The sequence below is a fragment of the Flavobacterium flavipigmentatum genome (genome assembly GCF_020911905.1).
GTDB classification, from domain to species: Bacteria; Bacteroidota; Bacteroidia; order Flavobacteriales; family Flavobacteriaceae; genus Flavobacterium; species Flavobacterium flavipigmentatum.
This window is the reverse complement of record NZ_CP087133.1, coordinates 640,663-658,621: the sequence shown is the minus strand read 5'-3', so window position 1 is coordinate 658,621 and position 17,959 is coordinate 640,663. Positions and strand designations below refer to the sequence as shown.

Sequence of the window (17,959 nt, the reverse complement as noted above, 5' to 3'; positions counted from 1 at the left end):
ATAGCAATGTTATTGTAAAAGTGTTAAAAATATGCACGAATTTGAACGTTGCCGGTGTGGACGGTGGCGCCAGTTTCACTTTTTCTCCCCTGATAGTTGAGGTTTACATCCAGGAATTGTGTTATGTTTTTCTGAAGCAGTAACTTCCAAACCAAATTTTGTCCCGATTGAAGGCCTTCCAACATCTGAAATCCTACTGATGAAAATTCATTTCCTTCAAATCTATTTTCGTAAAAAGAAAATTCTCCATTGACAGTAATTTTTTTATCACCGGCATACGAAAAGGAAGTTCCAAGCCGATTTTGCGACAAGGTTTCAAAATTTCCGATCCTGTTTTTTTTGTTCTGTAATTCATAAAAGAAATCCAAACTAGTATTTTTTGAAAACAAATAACTAATTTTTGGCGCAAGCTGATATCCTTCTAACTGATAGTTCCTCTCAACGAAATCTTCCGAAATTAATTCGTTCTGAATCGTTTTGGTAAATAAATTAAACAACCAGCTTTTTTGATACAAATGGGTGTACTGCATTTGATGCGAGTAATTTTTAACTTCTTGCGAACCAACCGAAAGTAAATTTTTTCCTTTGTTAATGAGGTAAGAGTAGGTCACAGAATGCCGCTGTTTGCCACGATTGTAGAACAAACTGTTTCTAAAACTTGAGTTCAGTCCTAATATGTTTTCTTCGGATGAACTAAAAGGATTCAGCTCAAAGTTGTCGCCGTTACTTTTTATTTTTCGATCTAAAATAAACGAAGTTTGATTGTAAAAATAAGAAGCAATTTTCCTGAAACCCTTTTCGTTTTGCCATTGCAACGGATTCAGAGTAACCGACTGTGAAAACTTATTTTGATTGGTTTTGATGTAAATCTGGTTGGGTAAAAAGATACGAATAAATTTTGCCTGATCAGGAAATGGTGCTATCTCAAACTCGTTAACTTCCTGAATATTATTATCATTATAGTCGTTCCAGGCGTAAACTCCCTGCCCGGCAGGAACTTCTACATAACTGTATTCTTGCTGTGCGATGGTTCCCGAACTGGTTTCATACGCCACACCGGTCTGAATAAATTGATTAAGAAATCGATCATTATATAAAATTCTCGAGTTTAATGAAGGTTCTCTTTTGCGAGAGGCGTCGGTAAAAGCCAGACTTCGATAATTGGCATAAACCGCCAAATCAGTCTTTTTGTTCTGGATCAATTTAGAGCGTAAAAGAAACGTTTGGGAGTTGCTCACATGCTGCAACAAGCCGTTCTGCAAACTGTCATTTTTTCTTCGCAGATAGCCCAATTCTACAAAAACTTTGGTGCTGTCGCCACGACCGATAAAGCTTCCAAATTCTGAAAATTTTTGGCTCAAGGCCGAAAACTGATCCAAAACATTGTCCTTTTCCTGATTGTCCTCTAGCTGAATGCTTCCGCCAATCCAGTTTTTGGAAAAATGATATTTGGCTTTAGTATGGTTTCTAAAGAATTTTGAAGTCGAAATCGTCGCATCACTGGTCATAAAACTCCCCTGATTTTCGATCGTCCATTTTTTTAATTTAAACAAAGCATTCGCAGTATGTCTGGATCCCGAATAGCTTTGGCTAAAATCTAATTTTTCAAATTGATAAGTAAACAAACCAATATTTGAGGTTTCTTTTTTTGAAAACAAATCAAAATTCAAACCCGAAATCAACAGACTCTGATTGCCCAAAAGTGTGGTGTTTAGATTCCAATCTCTATTAAATTCAATATTGTATAATCGTTCTACAGATTTAAAATCTTCCTGTACGAATTGATAATTGGCAAAGGCGTCTAAAGTCCAGTCTCGAGTAAAAAGACGTTTTTTGATATTCGTTTTAAATGCGATTCCGTCATTATTGGCATCATCATTATTCGAGAATAGATTTTTATCGTTATTACTGATTCCAATTTCAAAATCTATTACGGTTTTTTCGTCAGGATTGTATTTTCCTAAAAAAGTAGCTACCTGAATTTTGGTCGGTGCAACAAGTTGTACAATTGGCTCGTAGTTTCCTTGCGGAATACCGTTTACAGGTACTATATATTCATAAATTCTCTCGACAGAATTACTGTTTTGAATGCGGTAATTTCCAACATTTGCACCAACCAGACTAAATTTTACATTGTACAAAACATCGGTGGAGTTGTTTGAATATTCAAAAAATTCGATACCATTTATAATTGTTTTTTTGTATAAAATTTTATTTTCAGAATACGTGTCTTCAAAGGCAGATGGCGCTTTCATTAAATTAAAATCATCACCCGCCTGACTCAAAATTTGAACTTGTTCTGTGGAAAGATTTTGTTGTAAAGGCTGGTTTTTCAAATCATTTTCAGAATAGAAATAACCGCCAAAACTCCAGCTTTTATTAGTATGAGTTGCACCTGCGTACGTTACAAATCGGTTGTAATTTCTATCCGAATATTGGTATTCTACATTGATTCGCATTTCAGATGTAATGGTATAAAGCGAGGTAAAAATAATTTCGCCTGCATTATAATCGATCACATAATCATTGTTTTCCCCACGTTTTAGCAAGACTCCATTGACGTACACACGCTCAGACCCCGAAATGACCAAAACGTACAATTCGCCATTTTGCCCTTTTAGCTTATAAGGTCCCTGATTGCCTTCTTGTCCCGTAAAAGTGCTTTTTGCATATTGTCCTTTTACCAGCGCAACCGAAGCAAAAATATTGGTCTTACTATTTTCGGTGTCAAAGTCAAAACTGGCGGCGATTCCTTGTACTTTTTTATTAAAGCTTAAAAATTGTGTTTTTCTATTTTCTAAAAAAACATCTCCCGCCCGAATGGTCCAATCGTCGCTAAACAATTCCATAAAAATATTATCAAATTGGTCGAGCTTTTGCGAATAACCACCATTTTGCAGCGGAATATTATTGTCCTGAAGTGAGGCTCTTAAACTAACTTTGTCGGATAGTTTTCCGGTGATCTGCAAGTCCAAATTGGAGTTTAAAACTGTATTTTGGTTGTTTCCAATCGTGACACCACGCGTAATACTTCCAGAAGTACTGAGTCCGTCAAAGGGCACGAATTTTTTAGTAGTGGTATTTTCAATTTTATATAATTTGTCTGTGGTGACATCATTACTCACGACCTGACTCTCGTTATACAAACTATATTCTTTGGTCAGGAAATTTGGGTAATTGACATAATTTACAATTAAAGTATCGCCGACAGGTGCAAAATTTTCGTTTAAAATTAAATCGCCTTTAGCGAAATTTATTTTGTAAAAAATCGAATCAATGGGTTCGTTTTTAGTATTTAAAAGTTGAAAAAAACTCGAATTGATACTGAATTTTTCTAAGTGAATAGTGTCTTTCGTGACCAGTATTTTTTTTGTTTTATACTGCGAGTTGGTTTCCTGCGCCTGAAGCCCAGAAGAAAAAACAAGCGCTATCAAAAAAAGTAATTTTTTCAACATAAAGACTTTAACTGCAAAAAGTCAAAAGTAGTATTTAATACTGGGAAAATGAAAAGGCGATTTACTAAAACAAAAAAGGCTTCACTTTTTGGGTGAAACCTTTTAAGAGTAATTTTTTTAACCAAAAAAACTAATTTACTTCCTTTGTAACCACCTGCATGGTTTCGCGGCTTACTTGTTTTAGTAAAACTTCTTTGTTTTCTTCGACAGTTTGAGCGGCTTGTTCGTTGAAATGACGAATGGTATACAGCGTCACATTTTCGCTATATTCTACTTTGAATTTTTTTGAAAGTATGGCATTCAATTCGTTAAAATTACCAAATTTATCTTCTACGCAAACAGAAAAACTGATGGCCGAGTTTTGAATTAAATTTACTTTTAGTTTGAATTGGTGAAACAATCCAAAAATCTCGCTGATGTTTTCTTCCATAATAAAAGAAAAATCGATAGACGAAAGCGAAATCAAAAGCTGCTCTCTTTTTACAATAAAACACGGTAAAGAAGGCTCCAAATCTACTCCTTTAGAAACGCAAGTCCCTTTTAGTAACGGATTGATAAACGATTTTACGTACAACGGAATTTCCTTCTTTTGCAGCGGCTGCAAGGTCTTTGGATGAATAACGGTTGCGCCGTAAAACGCTAATTCTATAGCTTCACGATACGAAATTTGATTAAGCAAACTTGCATTTTCAAAATAGCGCGGATCGGCATTCATCACACCGGGAACATCTTTCCAGATGGTTACACTTTCGGCATTTAAGCAATAAGCAAAAATTCCGGCTGTATAATCAGAGCCTTCACGACCTAAAGTTGTGGTGAAATTATTTTCGTCAGCACCCAAAAATCCTTGTGTAATGTTTAAGGTTTTGCGAGGCACATTTTTGCTGATGTTTTTTTGAGTCGCATCCCAATCTACTTCGGCATCACGGTAGTTTGAATCGGTTTTTATGAATTCGCGAACATCCAGCCAGTGCGTTTGAATGCCTTTAAAATTCATAAAATGACTCAAAATAGTAGTTGAAATTAGTTCTCCAAAACTTACAACTTGGTCGTAGACAAAATTATAATTGGGAGATTTATTGTGTGCTAAAAAATATTCTAAGTCTGAGAATTGTGCCGTAACAGCTGTAAAAACAGCGTGTTTCTCATCTTCAAATAAGTCTAATAATATCTGATTGTGATATTTTTTTATTTCCTGCACGGATGAATTAAGCTCTGATGATTTATCAAAATAATTTTTGATTACCACTTCAAGTGCGTTGGTGGTTTTTCCCATAGCTGAGACAACCAAAATAACATCCTCGTAACCTACTTTTTGCAAAACGTCATATACGTTTTTTATTCCTGCAGCATCTTTTACCGATGCTCCTCCAAATTTAAATACTCTCATTATTAATTTTAGATTTTTAATTTTAGATTTCAGATTGAATGAAATCCACTATTCTTTATAATTTTCTGCCACAGATTATTTGGATTAAAATGATCTTAAAATCTTTGTCGATTCGTGACATTTTTTTTTAATACTTAAATATTTAGCAAATATTTTTTTTACAATTTTTCTAAGTACGAATTAATTCCCGCTTGGTCCATTTGTACAACTGCCCAGTCGTCCAGAATTTTGGCACCCGAATTTTTATAAAAATTTACTGCAGGAGTATTCCAATCGAGTACATTCCACTCAACTCTTCTCACGTTGTCTCTTTTTCCTTGTTTCATAATTTCGGTATAAAGAGCAGATCCTAAACCGGTTCCGCGCATTTTTTCTTTCACAATCAAATCTTCAAGATGTATGGTTTTTCCTTTCCAGGTCGAGTAGCGGTAGTAATAAAGAGCGATTCCAACAATTTCTGAATCGACTTCGGCAACAAATACCTGAAACAATGGCTTTTCTCCAAAACCGTCGCGTATCAAATCTTCTGCTGTTATTACAACGGCATCAGGTTCTTTTTCGAATATCGCCAACTCCTTTATTAATCCTAAAACAGAACTCATGTCCTCAGGATTTCCTTTTCTAATATTCATATATTCTTATTTTTAATCAATTATTAGCAAAAAAAGCATCGTTTTGGGGTCAACTTTTTCTTTTTATTTAGCAAATATACATTAGTAACAAACTAACTAAATAATTTTTAAATCATTGTCACAAAAAAAACGATATTTGTGACGTCAAAAAAACTACAACGATATAGTATAATGGAAGAACGCAATACAACATTAGGTGAGTTTATCATCGAGAATCAAAAAGCATTTCAATATTCATCGGGAGAACTTTCTCGTATTATTAATTCGATACGTTTGGCGGCCAAAGTCGTAAACTATAAAGTAAACAAAGCAGGTCTGGTTGATATTATTGGAGCAGCCGGAGAACAAAATATTCAGGGAGAAGATCAACAAAAATTAGACGTGTATGCTAATGAAGTTTTTATTCAGACTTTAATCAACAGAGAAATTGTGTGCGGAATTGCCTCTGAAGAGAATGACGATTTTATTACGGTACAGGGAAGCGATAACAGTCACAATAATAAATATGTAATTTTGATGGATCCTTTGGACGGTTCTTCAAATATTGATGTCAATGTTTCTGTGGGAACAATTTTCTCGGTTTTTAGAAGAATTACGCCTATTGGAACTCCTGTGACGAGTGAGGATTTCCTGCAACCCGGAATCAATCAGGTGGCAGCGGGATATGTAATTTACGGAACTTCAACGATGTTGGTTTATACAACAGGTCATGGTGTAAACGGATTTACGCTCAATCCTGCTATCGGAACATTTTATCTGTCGCACCCGAATATGAAATTTCCGCCTGACGGAAAAATCTATTCAGTCAATGAAGGTAATTATGTGCATTTTCCGCAAGGAGTAAAAAACTACATCAAATATTGCCAGCGCGAAGAAGACGACAGACCTTACACATCAAGATATATTGGAAGTTTGGTTGCCGATTTTCATCGAAATATGATCAAGGGCGGCATTTATCTTTATCCGACAAGTTCGAAAGCGCCAAACGGAAAGCTGCGTTTGTTGTACGAATGCAATCCGATTGCTTTTATTGCAGAGCAGGCCGGAGGAAAGGCAACGGATGGTTTTGGGAGAATTATGGAAATCCAGCCAACCGAGCTTCATCAGCGTGTTCCTTTTTTCTGCGGAAATCTGAATATGGTCGAAAAAGCCGAAGAATTTATGGCTGCTGAAGCTTAAATATAAAAACCCGATAAATTGAGATTTATCGGGTTTTGTTTTTTATTGTAGTTCCAGATTTTGATGGTGGATCAAAAACCGGAAACTATTTATTCATGTTTTGCATTTCGTATACAAAAGTATCCGAATCTACTTTTTTATCTACCAATGACAAGGCTTTTGCGATAATGTGGTTGACGTTACCTGGCGTAAATCCTAAAGCAATACCTAATTTTCTTAACATTATTTCTTGCTTGTCTTCTAGATGGTGATCAACATGTACCATCCTGGTTAAATCGTATAAACGCTCTAAACGTTGTACATATAAGTAAGGCGGGTTGATTGGATATTTCGAAGGTTGGCTAAGGATTTCTTCGTATTCAGCCTCTGAAATTTCTAAACGAGCAGCTAATTTGTCTAAGAAATCTTTCTCTTCTGGGTGAATGGTTCCATCTGCTAATGCTACACGCACAATAGCTGAAAAGTGACCTTTGTTTCTTTGTTTGAATTCGCTATCGAATAAATCTGAAAATGACATAATTATAGAGTTTTTATCGTACAAAGATATATCTTAATTTTAAATTATTAATTTTAATTTTTTCATAAAATTTTAACTTATTTTATCCGTTGTAATAACGTTGCAGCTTCTGTAATTTTCAAAATTAATCGTAAGTTTACAACCCCTTAATCAATTAATACAAAAATAATGATGTCAGAATTTTGGATTTATTTTCAAATAGGATTGAAGCATGTTTTAGATATTCATGCCTACGATCATGTCCTGTTTTTAATCGCTTTAACCGTTCCTTACTCCTTCAAAGACTGGAAACGCATTCTATTATTAGTTTCTGTTTTTACAATAGGACACACATTGGCATTGTTGCTTTCTGTTTTTGGAATTATTGCAGTAAAGGCCAATATTGTTGAGTTTCTTATTCCGATTACGATTCTGGTAACAGCCGTTTTTCATCTTTTTACAGCCGGGAAAACAGGTAAAAATGAAAGCCTGAATCTGATATTTTTTGTAACCTTATTTTTCGGAATCATTCACGGTCTTGGGTTTTCAAATTATTTTAAAACGATTTTAGGAGGAACTGCAACATCAAAATTACTACCTTTAGGCGAGTTTGCTCTGGGGATCGAAGTAGCACAGTTGGTGGTCGTTTTTATTGTTTTAATATTATCGTATATTGTGCAGACTGTTTTTCGTTTTTCAAAACGCGATTGGACGCTTGTAATGTCAGCTTTTGTTATAGGTGTTGTCATTCCGATGATTATTTCGAGTCCGATCTGGAACAGATAAAATATTAAATGGAAGAAAAAAAATTAAATAAATACGATAAAGCGTATTTGCGAATTGCAAAAGAATGGAGTTTACTCTCTTATTGTAAACGTAAACAAGTAGGAGCCATTATCGTAAGAGACAGAATGATTATCTCAGACGGTTACAACGGAACACCATCCGGATTTGAGAATTGCTGCGAAGATGAAGAAGGATTAACGCGTTGGGATGTTTTGCACGCCGAAGCAAATGCCATTCTAAAAGTAGCCCGTTCTACGCAATCCTGTGAAGGTGCAACATTGTATATTACTCTTTCGCCTTGCAAAGAATGCAGTAAATTGATCCATCAGTCAGGAATAAAAAGAGTGGTTTACCAGAACGGATATCGCGATGATGCCGGAATAGCATTTTTGATAAAAGCGGGTGTAGAAGTAGAGCATATTCCTGTTTTAGAAGAATAAATGAAAACAAATACTAAATACCTGCCTATTATTATCGGGTCGACTTTGGCGCTCGGTATTGTTCTCGGAAGCATGATGAATGCTCCTGTTGAGGATCAGTTTTTGGCTAAAAATTATTCTAAAACTAAACTGAACAAACTAATTGATTTTATCAATAACGAATATGTTGACAGTGTCAACACAGATTCGATTGTAAACTTAACAGTCGATAATATTCTGTCAAAATTAGACCCGCATTCGGTTTACATTCCGCCTGCAGAACAGGTTAGTGTTGTCGAAAGCATGAGAGGTGATTTTGTAGGCATAGGCATCAATTTTTACATGTATAAAGATTCTGTTGCTATTATAAAAACAGTAGAAAATGGTCCTTCTGCAAAAGCAGGATTAAAATCTGGTGACCGAATTTTATTTGCAGGAAAAACAAAATTATACGGTCGAAGATTGCCTTCTGATAGTTTGTTTTCGAAGCTTAAAGGCAAAGTAGGCTCAGAAATTGAGCTGACGGTTTTTAGAAAATCTGAAGAGAAAAAACTTAAATTCAAAATAAAAAGAGATGTCATTCCGCTAAAAAGCGTCGATGCGGCTATGCTATTGGCTAATAAAACGGGTTACATAAAAATAAACCGTTTTGCCGAAACTACTTTTAGTGAGTTTAAGTCGGGTTTGACGAAGTTGAAACAAAAGGGAATCCAGTCTTTAATCATTGATCTTCGTGACAATGGGGGCGGTTATATGGAGGAAGCGGTGGCTATAGCCGATGAATTTTTGAAAGACAAGCAACTTATCGTTTTTACAAAAAATAAAAACGGTGAGACCGAAAAAACCTATGCTACAGCAAAAGGTAGTTTTGAAACCGGAAAAGTCTATGTTTTAATTAATGAAAATAGTGCCTCTGCAAGCGAAATCTTGGCAGGAGCACTTCAAGATAATGACCGTGGCACAATTGTAGGACGCCGCTCTTTTGGAAAAGGATTGGTGCAACGGGAAATGGATTTTAACGACGGATCTGCCGTAAGACTGACCGTTGCCCGCTATTACACACCCACAGGACGCTCTATCCAGAAGCCTTATAAAAAAGGAAATGAAGAATATTTTAAAGAGTCTGAAGACCGTCTAGAAACTGGCGAATTGTATGCCAAAGACAGTATAAAGGTAGCGGATTCTCTAAAGTTTAAAACGCCAAAAGGTAAGGTTGTTTATGGTGGTGGTGGTATCGTTCCTGATGTTTTTGTGCCTCTCCAGGTAGAACACGGCAACGAAAATGTAGCGTATCTGTTGCAAACTGGAGTTGTGGGACATTTTGTTTTTGAGGAATTAGACAAGAATCGTAATGCTTTTGCAGGACTTCATTTTAATGAGTTTCTTGTAAAGATGAAAAACGATGATCTTTATTTCAAACAGTTTAAAAAATATATTGCACTCACAGGTTTGGACTTAAAATTAGACAAAACCAAAGCATTAGTCAATCGCTATATCACGGCCGAATTTGCCCGACAATTGTTTGGAGAATTGTATTATTATGATGTAATTCTAAAAGAAGACGCGATGATTAATAAGATTTTGAATGCTAAGAAATAATGATTTTTTAAAACTAAAAGCAATGTATTCTGCTTAAAATAATGTGTTCTTCGCGCCAATTAAAATACCAACTATGAAAAATATCAAAAAGATAAGTGTGCTTCTCATTGTAATGACTTTTATAATTTCCTGCGCTTGCACCAAAGATAAAAACAACATTTCTGGAAAAGTCGAATCGATAGAATTTGGCAAAGACGGCTATACAGCCAAGATCAAAACTGATAAAAACGAGGTTTATTTTGCAACGATTAGCATTGTTAATGTTGGAGGTCCTCAACATTACAAACAGTTGAAGCAAGGTGAAGAAGTTGCTTTAAAAGGAGAAATTTGGAATACTGACACCGAAAAACATATCAAGGTTAAAGAAATTGTTTCGATTAAATAAAATTTCAAAACAAATTCATAAACTATAACCATTTGCACTAAACCAGTTTATTACGCATTTATCTTAATTCTTGTTTAATGCAAATTTTTTTTATATTTATCGAGTACTGTCGTGAGCGTGAGTTTGAATACCGTTGTTCCACAGCGTAAGAATGTCGGTTGCTACGGCGGCGCCACTTCCCGAGGCAATTGCCAGTTGGCTTCTCCAGCCTGCCAAGGTTCCAATTGCATAAATGCCTTCAGCTACTTTATGATCTTCATTTTTAAGCTGAATGCGTTGTTTTTCCGGTAAAGCTTTTTTGTGTGGTTCGATATATTGCATTAAACCTTCGATATCAAAAGTATTGGCGGAACCAATTCCAACAATGATATTTTTGGTTTTATAGGCCCCTTTGTTGGTCGTTACCGTAAAATTGGGGTACAAACCTTCGATTTTAATTACTTTTTCGTTCGGAAGCTGTGTTATATGAGGATAACTTTCGGCTAAATGTTGCGTACTTTCTGTTAATAGTTCGTGACCAAGTTTGCCCGGAGTTATGCCATAAGCATTGTAGAAAATGGCTTCTTGTAACGAAGAATTTTTCTGATGAGTAAAAATTCCAATTTTTTTGTCAGCAGCAAATGCTTTGTTTCTAGCCGATCCTAAAACAAGAGCACAGGACATGCCTGAAACTCCTCCGCCAATGATTAATGCGTCAAACATCTCTTATCTACCATGTGTTTTTTCTTCAATTCTTTTAGAAATTCTAAAAATCAAAAGAATCAAAACGGCACAAAATGAAGCGGCTATTCCAATAAAAGCTACAGCACTGTCTCCCTGGAAAGGATTTTTGAAGTCAAGCAGCGTAATATTAAAAACAATTAAGGCCAATGCTAAAATTACTAAGATTGAGGTAAAAATTTTCATGTGGTTGTTTATTTGTCTAAAATAATAAAGTAAAGTTTAAAAAGTAGTAATTGCTTAAACTATATTTTAGAAATTTTATGGTGTAAATTTATAAAAATATCTTTTAGACAAACAAACCTTTAACATTAGCAGCGAATAATTTAACAGCAATGGCTAAAAGTATTACTCCAAAGGTCTTACGTACGACTCCCAGTCCGTTTTCTCCTAATAAATTTTCTATTTTTTTCGAAGATTTTAAAACAATATATACCAAAATGATATTTAATAGGATGGCAATAATGATATTGATAGTATGAAATTGCGATCGTAACGATAATAAGGTTGTCATGGTTCCTGCACCGGCTATTAGCGGGAACGCCAGAGGAACGATAGAAGCTGATCCTGGTTCTTCGTCGCGATAGATTCTTATTCCTAAAATCATTTCTAGAGCCAGAAAAAACAACACAAAGGATCCTGCTACAGCAAACGAATGTACATCGATACCAATTAAGCTTAGAAAACCTTCACCAACAAAAAGAAAAACAATCATAATCATTCCGGCTACGATTGATGCTTTCTCCGACTCGATGTGACCAACTTTTGCTCGTAAATTTACAATAATCGGAATAGATCCTACGATATCAATTACTGCAAAAAGTACCATTCCGACAGTGATAATTTCCTTAAAATCAATTTCTAACATTTTTTTTTATTTAGCGATTAAAGTTCGACAAAGGTAATTAATAAAGTTAGTCGTTTTATTTTTTTGAATCAAACGCTGTATTTTTGTTATAAAAACATGTTTTTTTGACTAAAAAAGTGATATTTGTAACAATAAGTAGTTTGTTCTATTGATTCTAAGTGTAATCGAAAGATTTTTTGTGGCTTCTAAATGATTTTTTCTGCTTGTTTGAGGACGCAATTTTATCATTTTTTAAATTTCAATAAAAAAACTGTAATTGTTCTTTGCAATAAAATTTCCACTAAGTCTTAGGGTTGAATATTGGCTGTATTTTATCTGTTTTCTTTGACTATCTTTGCACTTTATAAATTTTAGTACTTTACAATCATGTTTCAATTAGGTAAAACCATTATTTCTGAGGATATTCTTGAAAAAGAATTCGTGTGCAATTTGTCGGCTTGTAAAGGAGCTTGTTGTGTTGACGGAGATGCTGGCGCACCTTTGAGCGAAGCTGAAACTAAAATTCTGGAAGAAATTTATCCTAAAGTAAAACCTTTTTTAAGAAAGGAAGGAATTGCTGCAATCGAAGCGCAGGGAACCTGGGTAAAAGGAACAGACGGTGATCTTGAAACGCCATTAATTGATGAAAAAGATTGTGCGTACGTTATTTTTGATGGTAAAACGGCCCTTTGCGGAATCGAGCAAGCCTACAATCAAGGAATTGTAGATTGGAAGAAACCAGTTTCTTGTCACCTATATCCAATTCGGGTGAAAGATTTTACAGAGTTCGCCGCAGTCAATTATGATAAATGGGACATTTGCGATGATGCTTGTTCTTTAGGTAAAGAATTAGAAGTTCCGGTTTATAAATTTGTCAAAGAAGCTTTAATTCGTCGCTTTGGCGAAGACTGGTATTTGGAGCTTGAAAAAGTGGCTGAGGAGCTAAAAAAATCTTAAAAATCCGTTAGCCATTACTGTCATTGAGAAGGTCTGAATTTTGACTAAAAAAATCAAAAGTAAGCTTCTGAAAAAGTTTTAAAAACAAATCCATTTTCCTTGCTTGGTATGATAAAAAAAAAGTCTATATTTAATAGGTCCTTGAGATAGGGATGTAGATTTTAAATCACTCATTTACAATATTTTAATAATTGTCTGAAAAATATTCTTTTTTTCTCCGTTGTTAAAAACTACCTCGGGTTGTGAATAAGTTTGGCTTTTATTATCAGTATAAAAGGTCGAAATTTGTATTCAACAAAAAAGCCACAGTTCCTAGGCTGCAGCTTTTTTTAAATTACTTATCTCATGGACCCAAGAAATCCTCAAGATTGGCTAACTATTTCCTTAATTGTTTTTAATGTAATACGCACTTTAGATGTGATTGTGCGAGGATTAAAAAAAAAGTAAAATAGTTCCGATTTAGAAACCCGTCTACTAGGCGGGTTCTTTTTATTTTTACAAATGTAAAAATAAATATAAAAATAAACATTAAATCTAATGTTAAAATAAGATCTTTAATTTGTCAATAATAGGCTGTAACTGCCGACCCCTTATTCTCAGTAGCGAATATTTTCAACTGTCATCATTTCTAATTTTGTTGTAGTATTAATTTTTATATCAGTTACAAAGTAAATAGAAGATTATCAATAAAAACAATCATACTTATATCATTTATTTCCCATCTGCGTGAAAGATTTTACAGAGTTCGCCGCAGTCAATTATGATAAATGGGACATTTGCGATGATGCTTGTTCTTTGGGTAAAGAACTGGAAGTTCCGGTTTATAAATTTGTCAAAGAAGCTTTAATTCGTCGCTTTGGCGAAGACTGGTATTTGGAGCTTGAAAAAGTGGCTGAGGAGCTAAAAAAATCTTAAAAATCCGTTAGCCATTACTGTCATTGAGAAGGTCTGAATTTTGACTAAAAAAATCAAAAGTAAGCTTCTGAAAAAGTTTTAAAAACAAATGCATTTTCCTTGCTTGGTATGATAAAAAGTCTATATTTTATAGCTGTTTGAGAACTAGATGATAAATTTAAATCGCTCATTTACAATATTTTAATTATTGTCTGAAAAATATTCTTTTTTTTGGCGTTGTTAAAAACTACCTCCGATTGTGAATAAGTTTGGCTTTTATTTTTGGCAACAAATGACAATCTTTGTACCCTGTTGATTTAGCATAAAATCAACACAAAAATTAAATAAAAACAGTCATGTCACAAGTGGAGCCAATATTACAAGAAAATAAAAATCGTTTCGTTATTTTTCCGATTAAACATCATGATATTTGGGAATGGTATAAGAAAATGGAGGCTAGTTTCTGGACTGCTGAAGAAATTGATTTACACCAAGACTTGACCGATTGGAACAATAAGTTAAGTGACGACGAAAGATATTTCATTAAACATATTTTGGCATTTTTTGCTGCTTCTGACGGAATCGTTAATGAGAACCTTGCAGAGAATTTTGTAAATGAAGTACAATATGCCGAAGCGAAGTTTTTCTATGGTTTTCAGATCATGATGGAAAACATTCACAGCGAAACCTACTCTTTATTAATTGACACTTACGTGAAAGATGAAGCAGAGAAAGCAGAATTGTTTAATGCATTAGAAGTCTTTCCTGCTATCAGAAAAAAAGCAGACTGGGCGCTAAAATGGATCGAGTCTGATTCCTTTGCCGAAAGACTGATTGCCTTTGCAGCCGTTGAAGGGATCTTTTTCTCAGGAGCTTTCTGTTCTATCTACTGGTTGAAAAAACGTGGTTTAATGCCAGGTTTGACTTTCTCTAACGAATTAATTTCGCGTGACGAAGGCGTTCATTGCGATTTTGCCGTTCACTTGCACAATCACCACCTAATCAATAAAGTGCCGAAAGAAAGAATCAAAGAAATTATCGTTGATGCTTTAGACATCGAAAGAGAGTTTGTAACAGAATCGCTTCCGGTAAGTTTAATTGGTATGAATGCGGTTCTAATGACGCAATACCTGGAATTTGTTGCCGATAGATTATTAGTAGAATTAGGTTGCGAGCGCGTATATGGATCAGCAAATCCGTTTGATTTTATGGACATGATCTCTCTTCAGGGAAAAACTAATTTCTTTGAAAAACGTGTTGCCGAGTATCAAAAATCTGGTGTGATGAATACCGATAGTGATGCTCAGAAAATTTCATTTGATGCAGATTTTTAGACAACCAAAATAGTTTAGTGTTTTACCCCAAATCAACGCTAATTAAAATTTTATAACAAAACATTTTAAGAATCTCTTTTCCCAAATCGTAGATTCTGCAATTTTCGACACATTTTCGGTCTGATTTCAGATTGGAACGGGGTAGCTATTGAGAATGCTATAATTCTCAAAAAATAATTTAAAAACACACAATGTTTAAGTGCTGGAATTCGTTTTCTAGTGTCTTTCATTTTCAATAACAATAAAATAGTAAGCTTATGTATGTAGTAAAAAGAGATGGGCACAAAGAGCCGGTAATGTTTGATAAGATTACAGAAAGAATAAAAAAATTGTGTTACGGGCTTAATGAGCTTGTAGATCCTGTTAAGGTAGCCATGCGTGTTATCGAAGGATTGTATGACGGAGTTTCTACATCTGAACTGGATAATCTTGCAGCAGAAACTGCGGCTTCTATGACTATTGCTCATCCTGATTATGCCCAATTGGCAGCTCGTGTAGCAATCTCGAACCTACATTCTAATACTAAAAAATCGTTCTCAGAAACGATGAAAGATATGTATCACTACGTAAATCCGAGAAATGGGCAAGAGGCTCCTTTGCTTTCGGATGAAGTGTTTAAAGTGATTCAGGAAAATGCAGCTTTCTTAGATTCGCATATTATTTATACAAGAGATTTTAATTACGATTACTTCGGATTTAAAACCTTAGAGCGTTCTTACTTGCTAAAAATAAACGGAAAAATCGTCGAAAGACCACAACACATGTTGATGCGTGTTTCGGTAGGGATTCACTTAGACGATTTAAAATCGGTAATTGAAACGTATGATTTAATGTCTAAAAAGTTCTTTACGCATGCAACGCCAACGTTGTTTAATGCGGGAACTCCAAAACCACAAATGTCTTCTTGTTTCCTTTTGGCAATGCAAGATGATAGTATTGATGGTATTTATGATACTTTAAAACAAACGGCCAAAATCTCACAATCAGCGGGAGGAATTGGTCTTTCTATTCATAACGTTCGTGCTACAGGATCTTACATTCGTGGTACAAACGGAACTTCAAACGGAATTGTTCCGATGTTGAGAGTTTTTAATGATACAGCACGTTATGTAGATCAAGGTGGTGGGAAACGTAAAGGTAGTTTTGCGATTTACATCGAAACTTGGCATGCTGATATCTTCGAATTTTTAGATTTGAAGAAAAACACAGGTAAGGAAGAAATGCGTGCGAGAGATTTATTCTTCGCCATGTGGACCTCTGATTTGTTTATGAAACGTGTACAAGAAGATGCTTCATGGACTTTGATGTGCCCTAACGAATGTCCTGGATTGTACGATGTTTACGGAGAAGAATTTGAAGCCATGTATTTGGATTATGAATTTAGAGGAAAAGGCAGAAAAACCATCCGTGCTCGCGAATTGTGGGAGAAAATCCTAGAGTCTCAAATCGAGACAGGAACACCTTATATGTTGTACAAAGATGCAGCAAACCGTAAATCAAACCACAAGAACTTAGGGACAATTCGTTCTTCAAACTTGTGTACAGAGATTATGGAATACACGTCTAAAGACGAAATCGCAGTTTGTAACCTAGCTTCTATTTCGTTGCCAATGTTTATTGAAAACGGAAAATTTGATCACGAAGCACTTTACAATGTTACCAAACGTGTAACGCGTAACCTGAACAAAGTAATCGACAGAAACTATTATCCGGTAAAAGAAGCTGAAAATTCTAACTTACGTCACCGTCCGGTTGGTTTAGGTGTGCAAGGTTTAGCAGATGCTTTTATCATGTTGCGTATGCCGTTTACAAGTGATGAAGCTAAAACTTTGAACCAAGAAATTTTCGAAACTTTATATTTTGCTGCTGTTACCGCTTCTATGGAAATGGCCAAAGAAGAAGGACCTTATTCTACATTTGAAGGTTCTCCAATGTCTAAAGGAGAATTCCAATACAACATGTGGGGAATGAAAGATGAAGAATTATCTGGTCGTTGGGACTGGGCTTCTCTTAGAAAAGAAGTAATGGAGCACGGGGTTCGTAACTCATTGTTAGTGGCGCCAATGCCAACAGCTTCGACTTCGCAAATTTTAGGAAACAATGAGGCATTCGAACCTTATACATCCAATATTTACACACGTCGTGTATTGTCTGGAGAGTTTATAGTTGTCAACAAGCACTTACTTCATGACTTAGTAGAAAGAGGTTTGTGGAACGAGACTTTGAAGCAAGAAATCATGCGTCATAACGGTTCTGTTCAAAATATTGATGTGATTCCGCAAGACTTAAAAGAATTGTACAAAACGGTTTGGGAAATGTCGATGAAAGATATTATCGATATGTCACGCCAAAGAGGTTATTTTATTGACCAATCGCAATCGTTGAACTTGTTTATGCAAGATGCTAATTATTCTAAATTAACGTCTATGCACTTCTACGCTTGGCAATCTGGTCTAAAAACAGGAATGTATTACCTAAGAACAAAATCTGCGGTAGATGCCATTAAATTTACATTAAACAACGACAAAAAAGAAGAAACAGCACCAGCTTTAGTTGCAGAAACAGAAGAAATCAATATTGAGGATTACAAAGCGATGTTGCTAAAAGCACAAGCCGGAGATCCTGAAGATTGTGAAATGTGTGGGTCTTAATAATTTTAGATTGTAGATCTGAGATTTTAGATTTTTAGAATATATAGAAAGCAGTTATCGTAAAGGTAGCTGCTTTTTTTTAGGAGCTATTTACCGCTTTTCGTTCTAAACAAGGTTCACTGAGCCCCAATTGAATAACATAATGTGAAGTAATCTTTTTATTTTTAAAGAAAAATAAAAAGGATTTCCACGGCAATCTGGGCTAGGAAATATTC

The 17,959-nt window shown here is 35.0% G+C and carries 15 protein-coding genes and 1 pseudogene; 9 read left to right on the top strand and 7 right to left on the bottom strand.

What is annotated here, in order from left to right; genetic code table 11:
- Positions 1–23: 23 nt before the first annotated feature.
- From LNP22_RS03195 to LNP22_RS03185, 3 genes are all read right to left on the bottom strand, one after another.
- A complete protein-coding gene (locus LNP22_RS03195) occupies positions 24–3,455 on the bottom strand; it encodes a hypothetical protein (protein ID WP_229975307.1) in 3,432 nt (1,143 codons plus the stop codon).
- A 130-nt stretch (positions 3,456–3,585) separates the two neighbouring features.
- On the bottom strand, positions 3,586–4,845 hold the full coding sequence (locus LNP22_RS03190) for an aspartate kinase (protein ID WP_229975306.1): 1,260 nt from the start codon (positions 4,843–4,845) through the stop codon (positions 3,586–3,588).
- A gap of 158 nt (positions 4,846–5,003) precedes the next feature.
- Entirely contained in the window at positions 5,004–5,477 is a 474-nt protein-coding gene (locus LNP22_RS03185; RefSeq protein ID WP_229975305.1) for a GNAT family N-acetyltransferase, read from the bottom strand.
- Positions 5,478–5,648: 171 nt separating this feature from the next.
- Between LNP22_RS03185 and fbp the strand changes: the two genes are divergently transcribed.
- Entirely contained in the window at positions 5,649–6,656 is a 1,008-nt protein-coding gene (gene fbp / locus LNP22_RS03180; protein ID WP_210666191.1) for a class 1 fructose-bisphosphatase, read from the top strand.
- Between the two features lie 85 nt (positions 6,657–6,741).
- Here the strand turns inward: fbp and LNP22_RS03175 are convergent, their stop codons facing one another.
- Positions 6,742–7,173 carry a tellurite resistance TerB family protein gene (locus LNP22_RS03175; RefSeq protein WP_210668024.1) on the bottom strand — a complete coding sequence of 144 codons (432 nt, stop codon included), beginning with the start codon at positions 7,171–7,173 and terminating at the stop codon, positions 6,742–6,744.
- 171 nt (positions 7,174–7,344) lie between these two features.
- On the opposite strand from LNP22_RS03175, the gene LNP22_RS03170 reads away from it, so the two are divergent.
- From LNP22_RS03170 to LNP22_RS03155, 4 genes are all read left to right on the top strand, one after another.
- A complete protein-coding gene (locus LNP22_RS03170) occupies positions 7,345–7,938 on the top strand; it encodes a HupE/UreJ family protein (RefSeq protein ID WP_229976349.1) in 594 nt (197 codons plus the stop codon).
- Positions 7,939–7,946: 8 nt separating this feature from the next.
- Positions 7,947–8,378 (top strand): deoxycytidylate deaminase, encoded by a 432-nt coding sequence (locus LNP22_RS03165; RefSeq protein WP_229975304.1) that lies wholly within the window; start codon positions 7,947–7,949, stop codon positions 8,376–8,378.
- Positions 8,379–9,956: a S41 family peptidase gene (locus LNP22_RS03160; RefSeq protein WP_229975303.1), complete on the top strand. Its 1,578-nt coding sequence runs from the start codon at positions 8,379–8,381 to the stop codon at positions 9,954–9,956. It begins immediately after the preceding gene.
- A gap of 73 nt (positions 9,957–10,029) precedes the next feature.
- On the top strand, positions 10,030–10,341 hold the full coding sequence (locus LNP22_RS03155) for a hypothetical protein (RefSeq protein WP_229975302.1): 312 nt from the start codon (positions 10,030–10,032) through the stop codon (positions 10,339–10,341).
- Between the two features lie 96 nt (positions 10,342–10,437).
- Here the strand turns inward: LNP22_RS03155 and LNP22_RS03150 are convergent, their stop codons facing one another.
- From LNP22_RS03150 to LNP22_RS03140, 3 genes are all read right to left on the bottom strand, one after another.
- A complete protein-coding gene (locus LNP22_RS03150) occupies positions 10,438–11,043 on the bottom strand; it encodes an FAD-dependent oxidoreductase (RefSeq protein WP_229975301.1) in 606 nt (201 codons plus the stop codon).
- Positions 11,044–11,046: 3 nt separating this feature from the next.
- Complete coding sequence (locus tag LNP22_RS03145) at positions 11,047–11,247, bottom strand: hypothetical protein (RefSeq protein ID WP_210668019.1); 201 nt, start codon at positions 11,245–11,247, stop codon at positions 11,047–11,049.
- 103 nt (positions 11,248–11,350) lie between these two features.
- Entirely contained in the window at positions 11,351–11,929 is a 579-nt protein-coding gene (locus tag LNP22_RS03140) for a MarC family protein (RefSeq protein ID WP_059117691.1), read from the bottom strand.
- A 366-nt stretch (positions 11,930–12,295) separates the two neighbouring features.
- Between LNP22_RS03140 and LNP22_RS03135 the strand changes: the two genes are divergently transcribed.
- The 4 genes and pseudogenes from LNP22_RS03135 to LNP22_RS03120 all read left to right on the top strand — a co-directional run bounded on the left by LNP22_RS03135 (position 12,296) and on the right by LNP22_RS03120 (position 17,744).
- The gene (locus LNP22_RS03135; RefSeq protein WP_078229216.1) at positions 12,296–12,865 is read left to right on the top strand and encodes a DUF3109 family protein; all 570 of its coding nucleotides are present in this window, start codon (positions 12,296–12,298) and stop codon (positions 12,863–12,865) included.
- Between the two features lie 708 nt (positions 12,866–13,573).
- A pseudogene (locus LNP22_RS03130) lies at positions 13,574–13,780 on the top strand (DUF3109 family protein); the annotation flags it as partial.
- A 335-nt stretch (positions 13,781–14,115) separates the two neighbouring features.
- Positions 14,116–15,093 carry a ribonucleotide-diphosphate reductase subunit beta gene (locus LNP22_RS03125; RefSeq protein ID WP_210668018.1) on the top strand — a complete coding sequence of 326 codons (978 nt, stop codon included), beginning with the start codon at positions 14,116–14,118 and terminating at the stop codon, positions 15,091–15,093.
- Positions 15,094–15,350: 257 nt separating this feature from the next.
- Positions 15,351–17,744: a ribonucleoside-diphosphate reductase subunit alpha gene (locus LNP22_RS03120; RefSeq protein ID WP_229975300.1), complete on the top strand. Its 2,394-nt coding sequence runs from the start codon at positions 15,351–15,353 to the stop codon at positions 17,742–17,744.
- Positions 17,745–17,959: the final 215 nt, after the last annotated feature.

What these genes read in the sequence shown, in the direction of transcription:
- LNP22_RS03195 (WP_229975307.1), bottom strand. Translation starts at nt 3,455, where the DNA reads ATGTTGAAAAAATTACTTTTTTTGATAGCGCTTGTTTTTTCTTCTGGG.
- LNP22_RS03190 (WP_229975306.1), bottom strand. Translation starts at nt 4,845, where the DNA reads ATGAGAGTATTTAAATTTGGAGGAGCATCGGTAAAAGATGCTGCAGGA.
- LNP22_RS03185 (WP_229975305.1), bottom strand. Translation starts at nt 5,477, where the DNA reads ATGAATATTAGAAAAGGAAATCCTGAGGACATGAGTTCTGTTTTAGGA.
- fbp (WP_210666191.1), top strand. Translation starts at nt 5,649, where the DNA reads ATGGAAGAACGCAATACAACATTAGGTGAGTTTATCATCGAGAATCAA.
- LNP22_RS03175 (WP_210668024.1), bottom strand. Translation starts at nt 7,173, where the DNA reads ATGTCATTTTCAGATTTATTCGATAGCGAATTCAAACAAAGAAACAAA.
- LNP22_RS03170 (WP_229976349.1), top strand. Translation starts at nt 7,345, where the DNA reads ATGTCAGAATTTTGGATTTATTTTCAAATAGGATTGAAGCATGTTTTA.
- LNP22_RS03165 (WP_229975304.1), top strand. Translation starts at nt 7,947, where the DNA reads ATGGAAGAAAAAAAATTAAATAAATACGATAAAGCGTATTTGCGAATT.
- LNP22_RS03160 (WP_229975303.1), top strand. Translation starts at nt 8,379, where the DNA reads ATGAAAACAAATACTAAATACCTGCCTATTATTATCGGGTCGACTTTG.
- LNP22_RS03155 (WP_229975302.1), top strand. Translation starts at nt 10,030, where the DNA reads ATGAAAAATATCAAAAAGATAAGTGTGCTTCTCATTGTAATGACTTTT.
- LNP22_RS03150 (WP_229975301.1), bottom strand. Translation starts at nt 11,043, where the DNA reads ATGTTTGACGCATTAATCATTGGCGGAGGAGTTTCAGGCATGTCCTGT.
- LNP22_RS03145 (WP_210668019.1), bottom strand. Translation starts at nt 11,247, where the DNA reads ATGAAAATTTTTACCTCAATCTTAGTAATTTTAGCATTGGCCTTAATT.
- LNP22_RS03140 (WP_059117691.1), bottom strand. Translation starts at nt 11,929, where the DNA reads ATGTTAGAAATTGATTTTAAGGAAATTATCACTGTCGGAATGGTACTT.
- LNP22_RS03135 (WP_078229216.1), top strand. Translation starts at nt 12,296, where the DNA reads ATGTTTCAATTAGGTAAAACCATTATTTCTGAGGATATTCTTGAAAAA.
- LNP22_RS03125 (WP_210668018.1), top strand. Translation starts at nt 14,116, where the DNA reads ATGTCACAAGTGGAGCCAATATTACAAGAAAATAAAAATCGTTTCGTT.
- LNP22_RS03120 (WP_229975300.1), top strand. Translation starts at nt 15,351, where the DNA reads ATGTATGTAGTAAAAAGAGATGGGCACAAAGAGCCGGTAATGTTTGAT.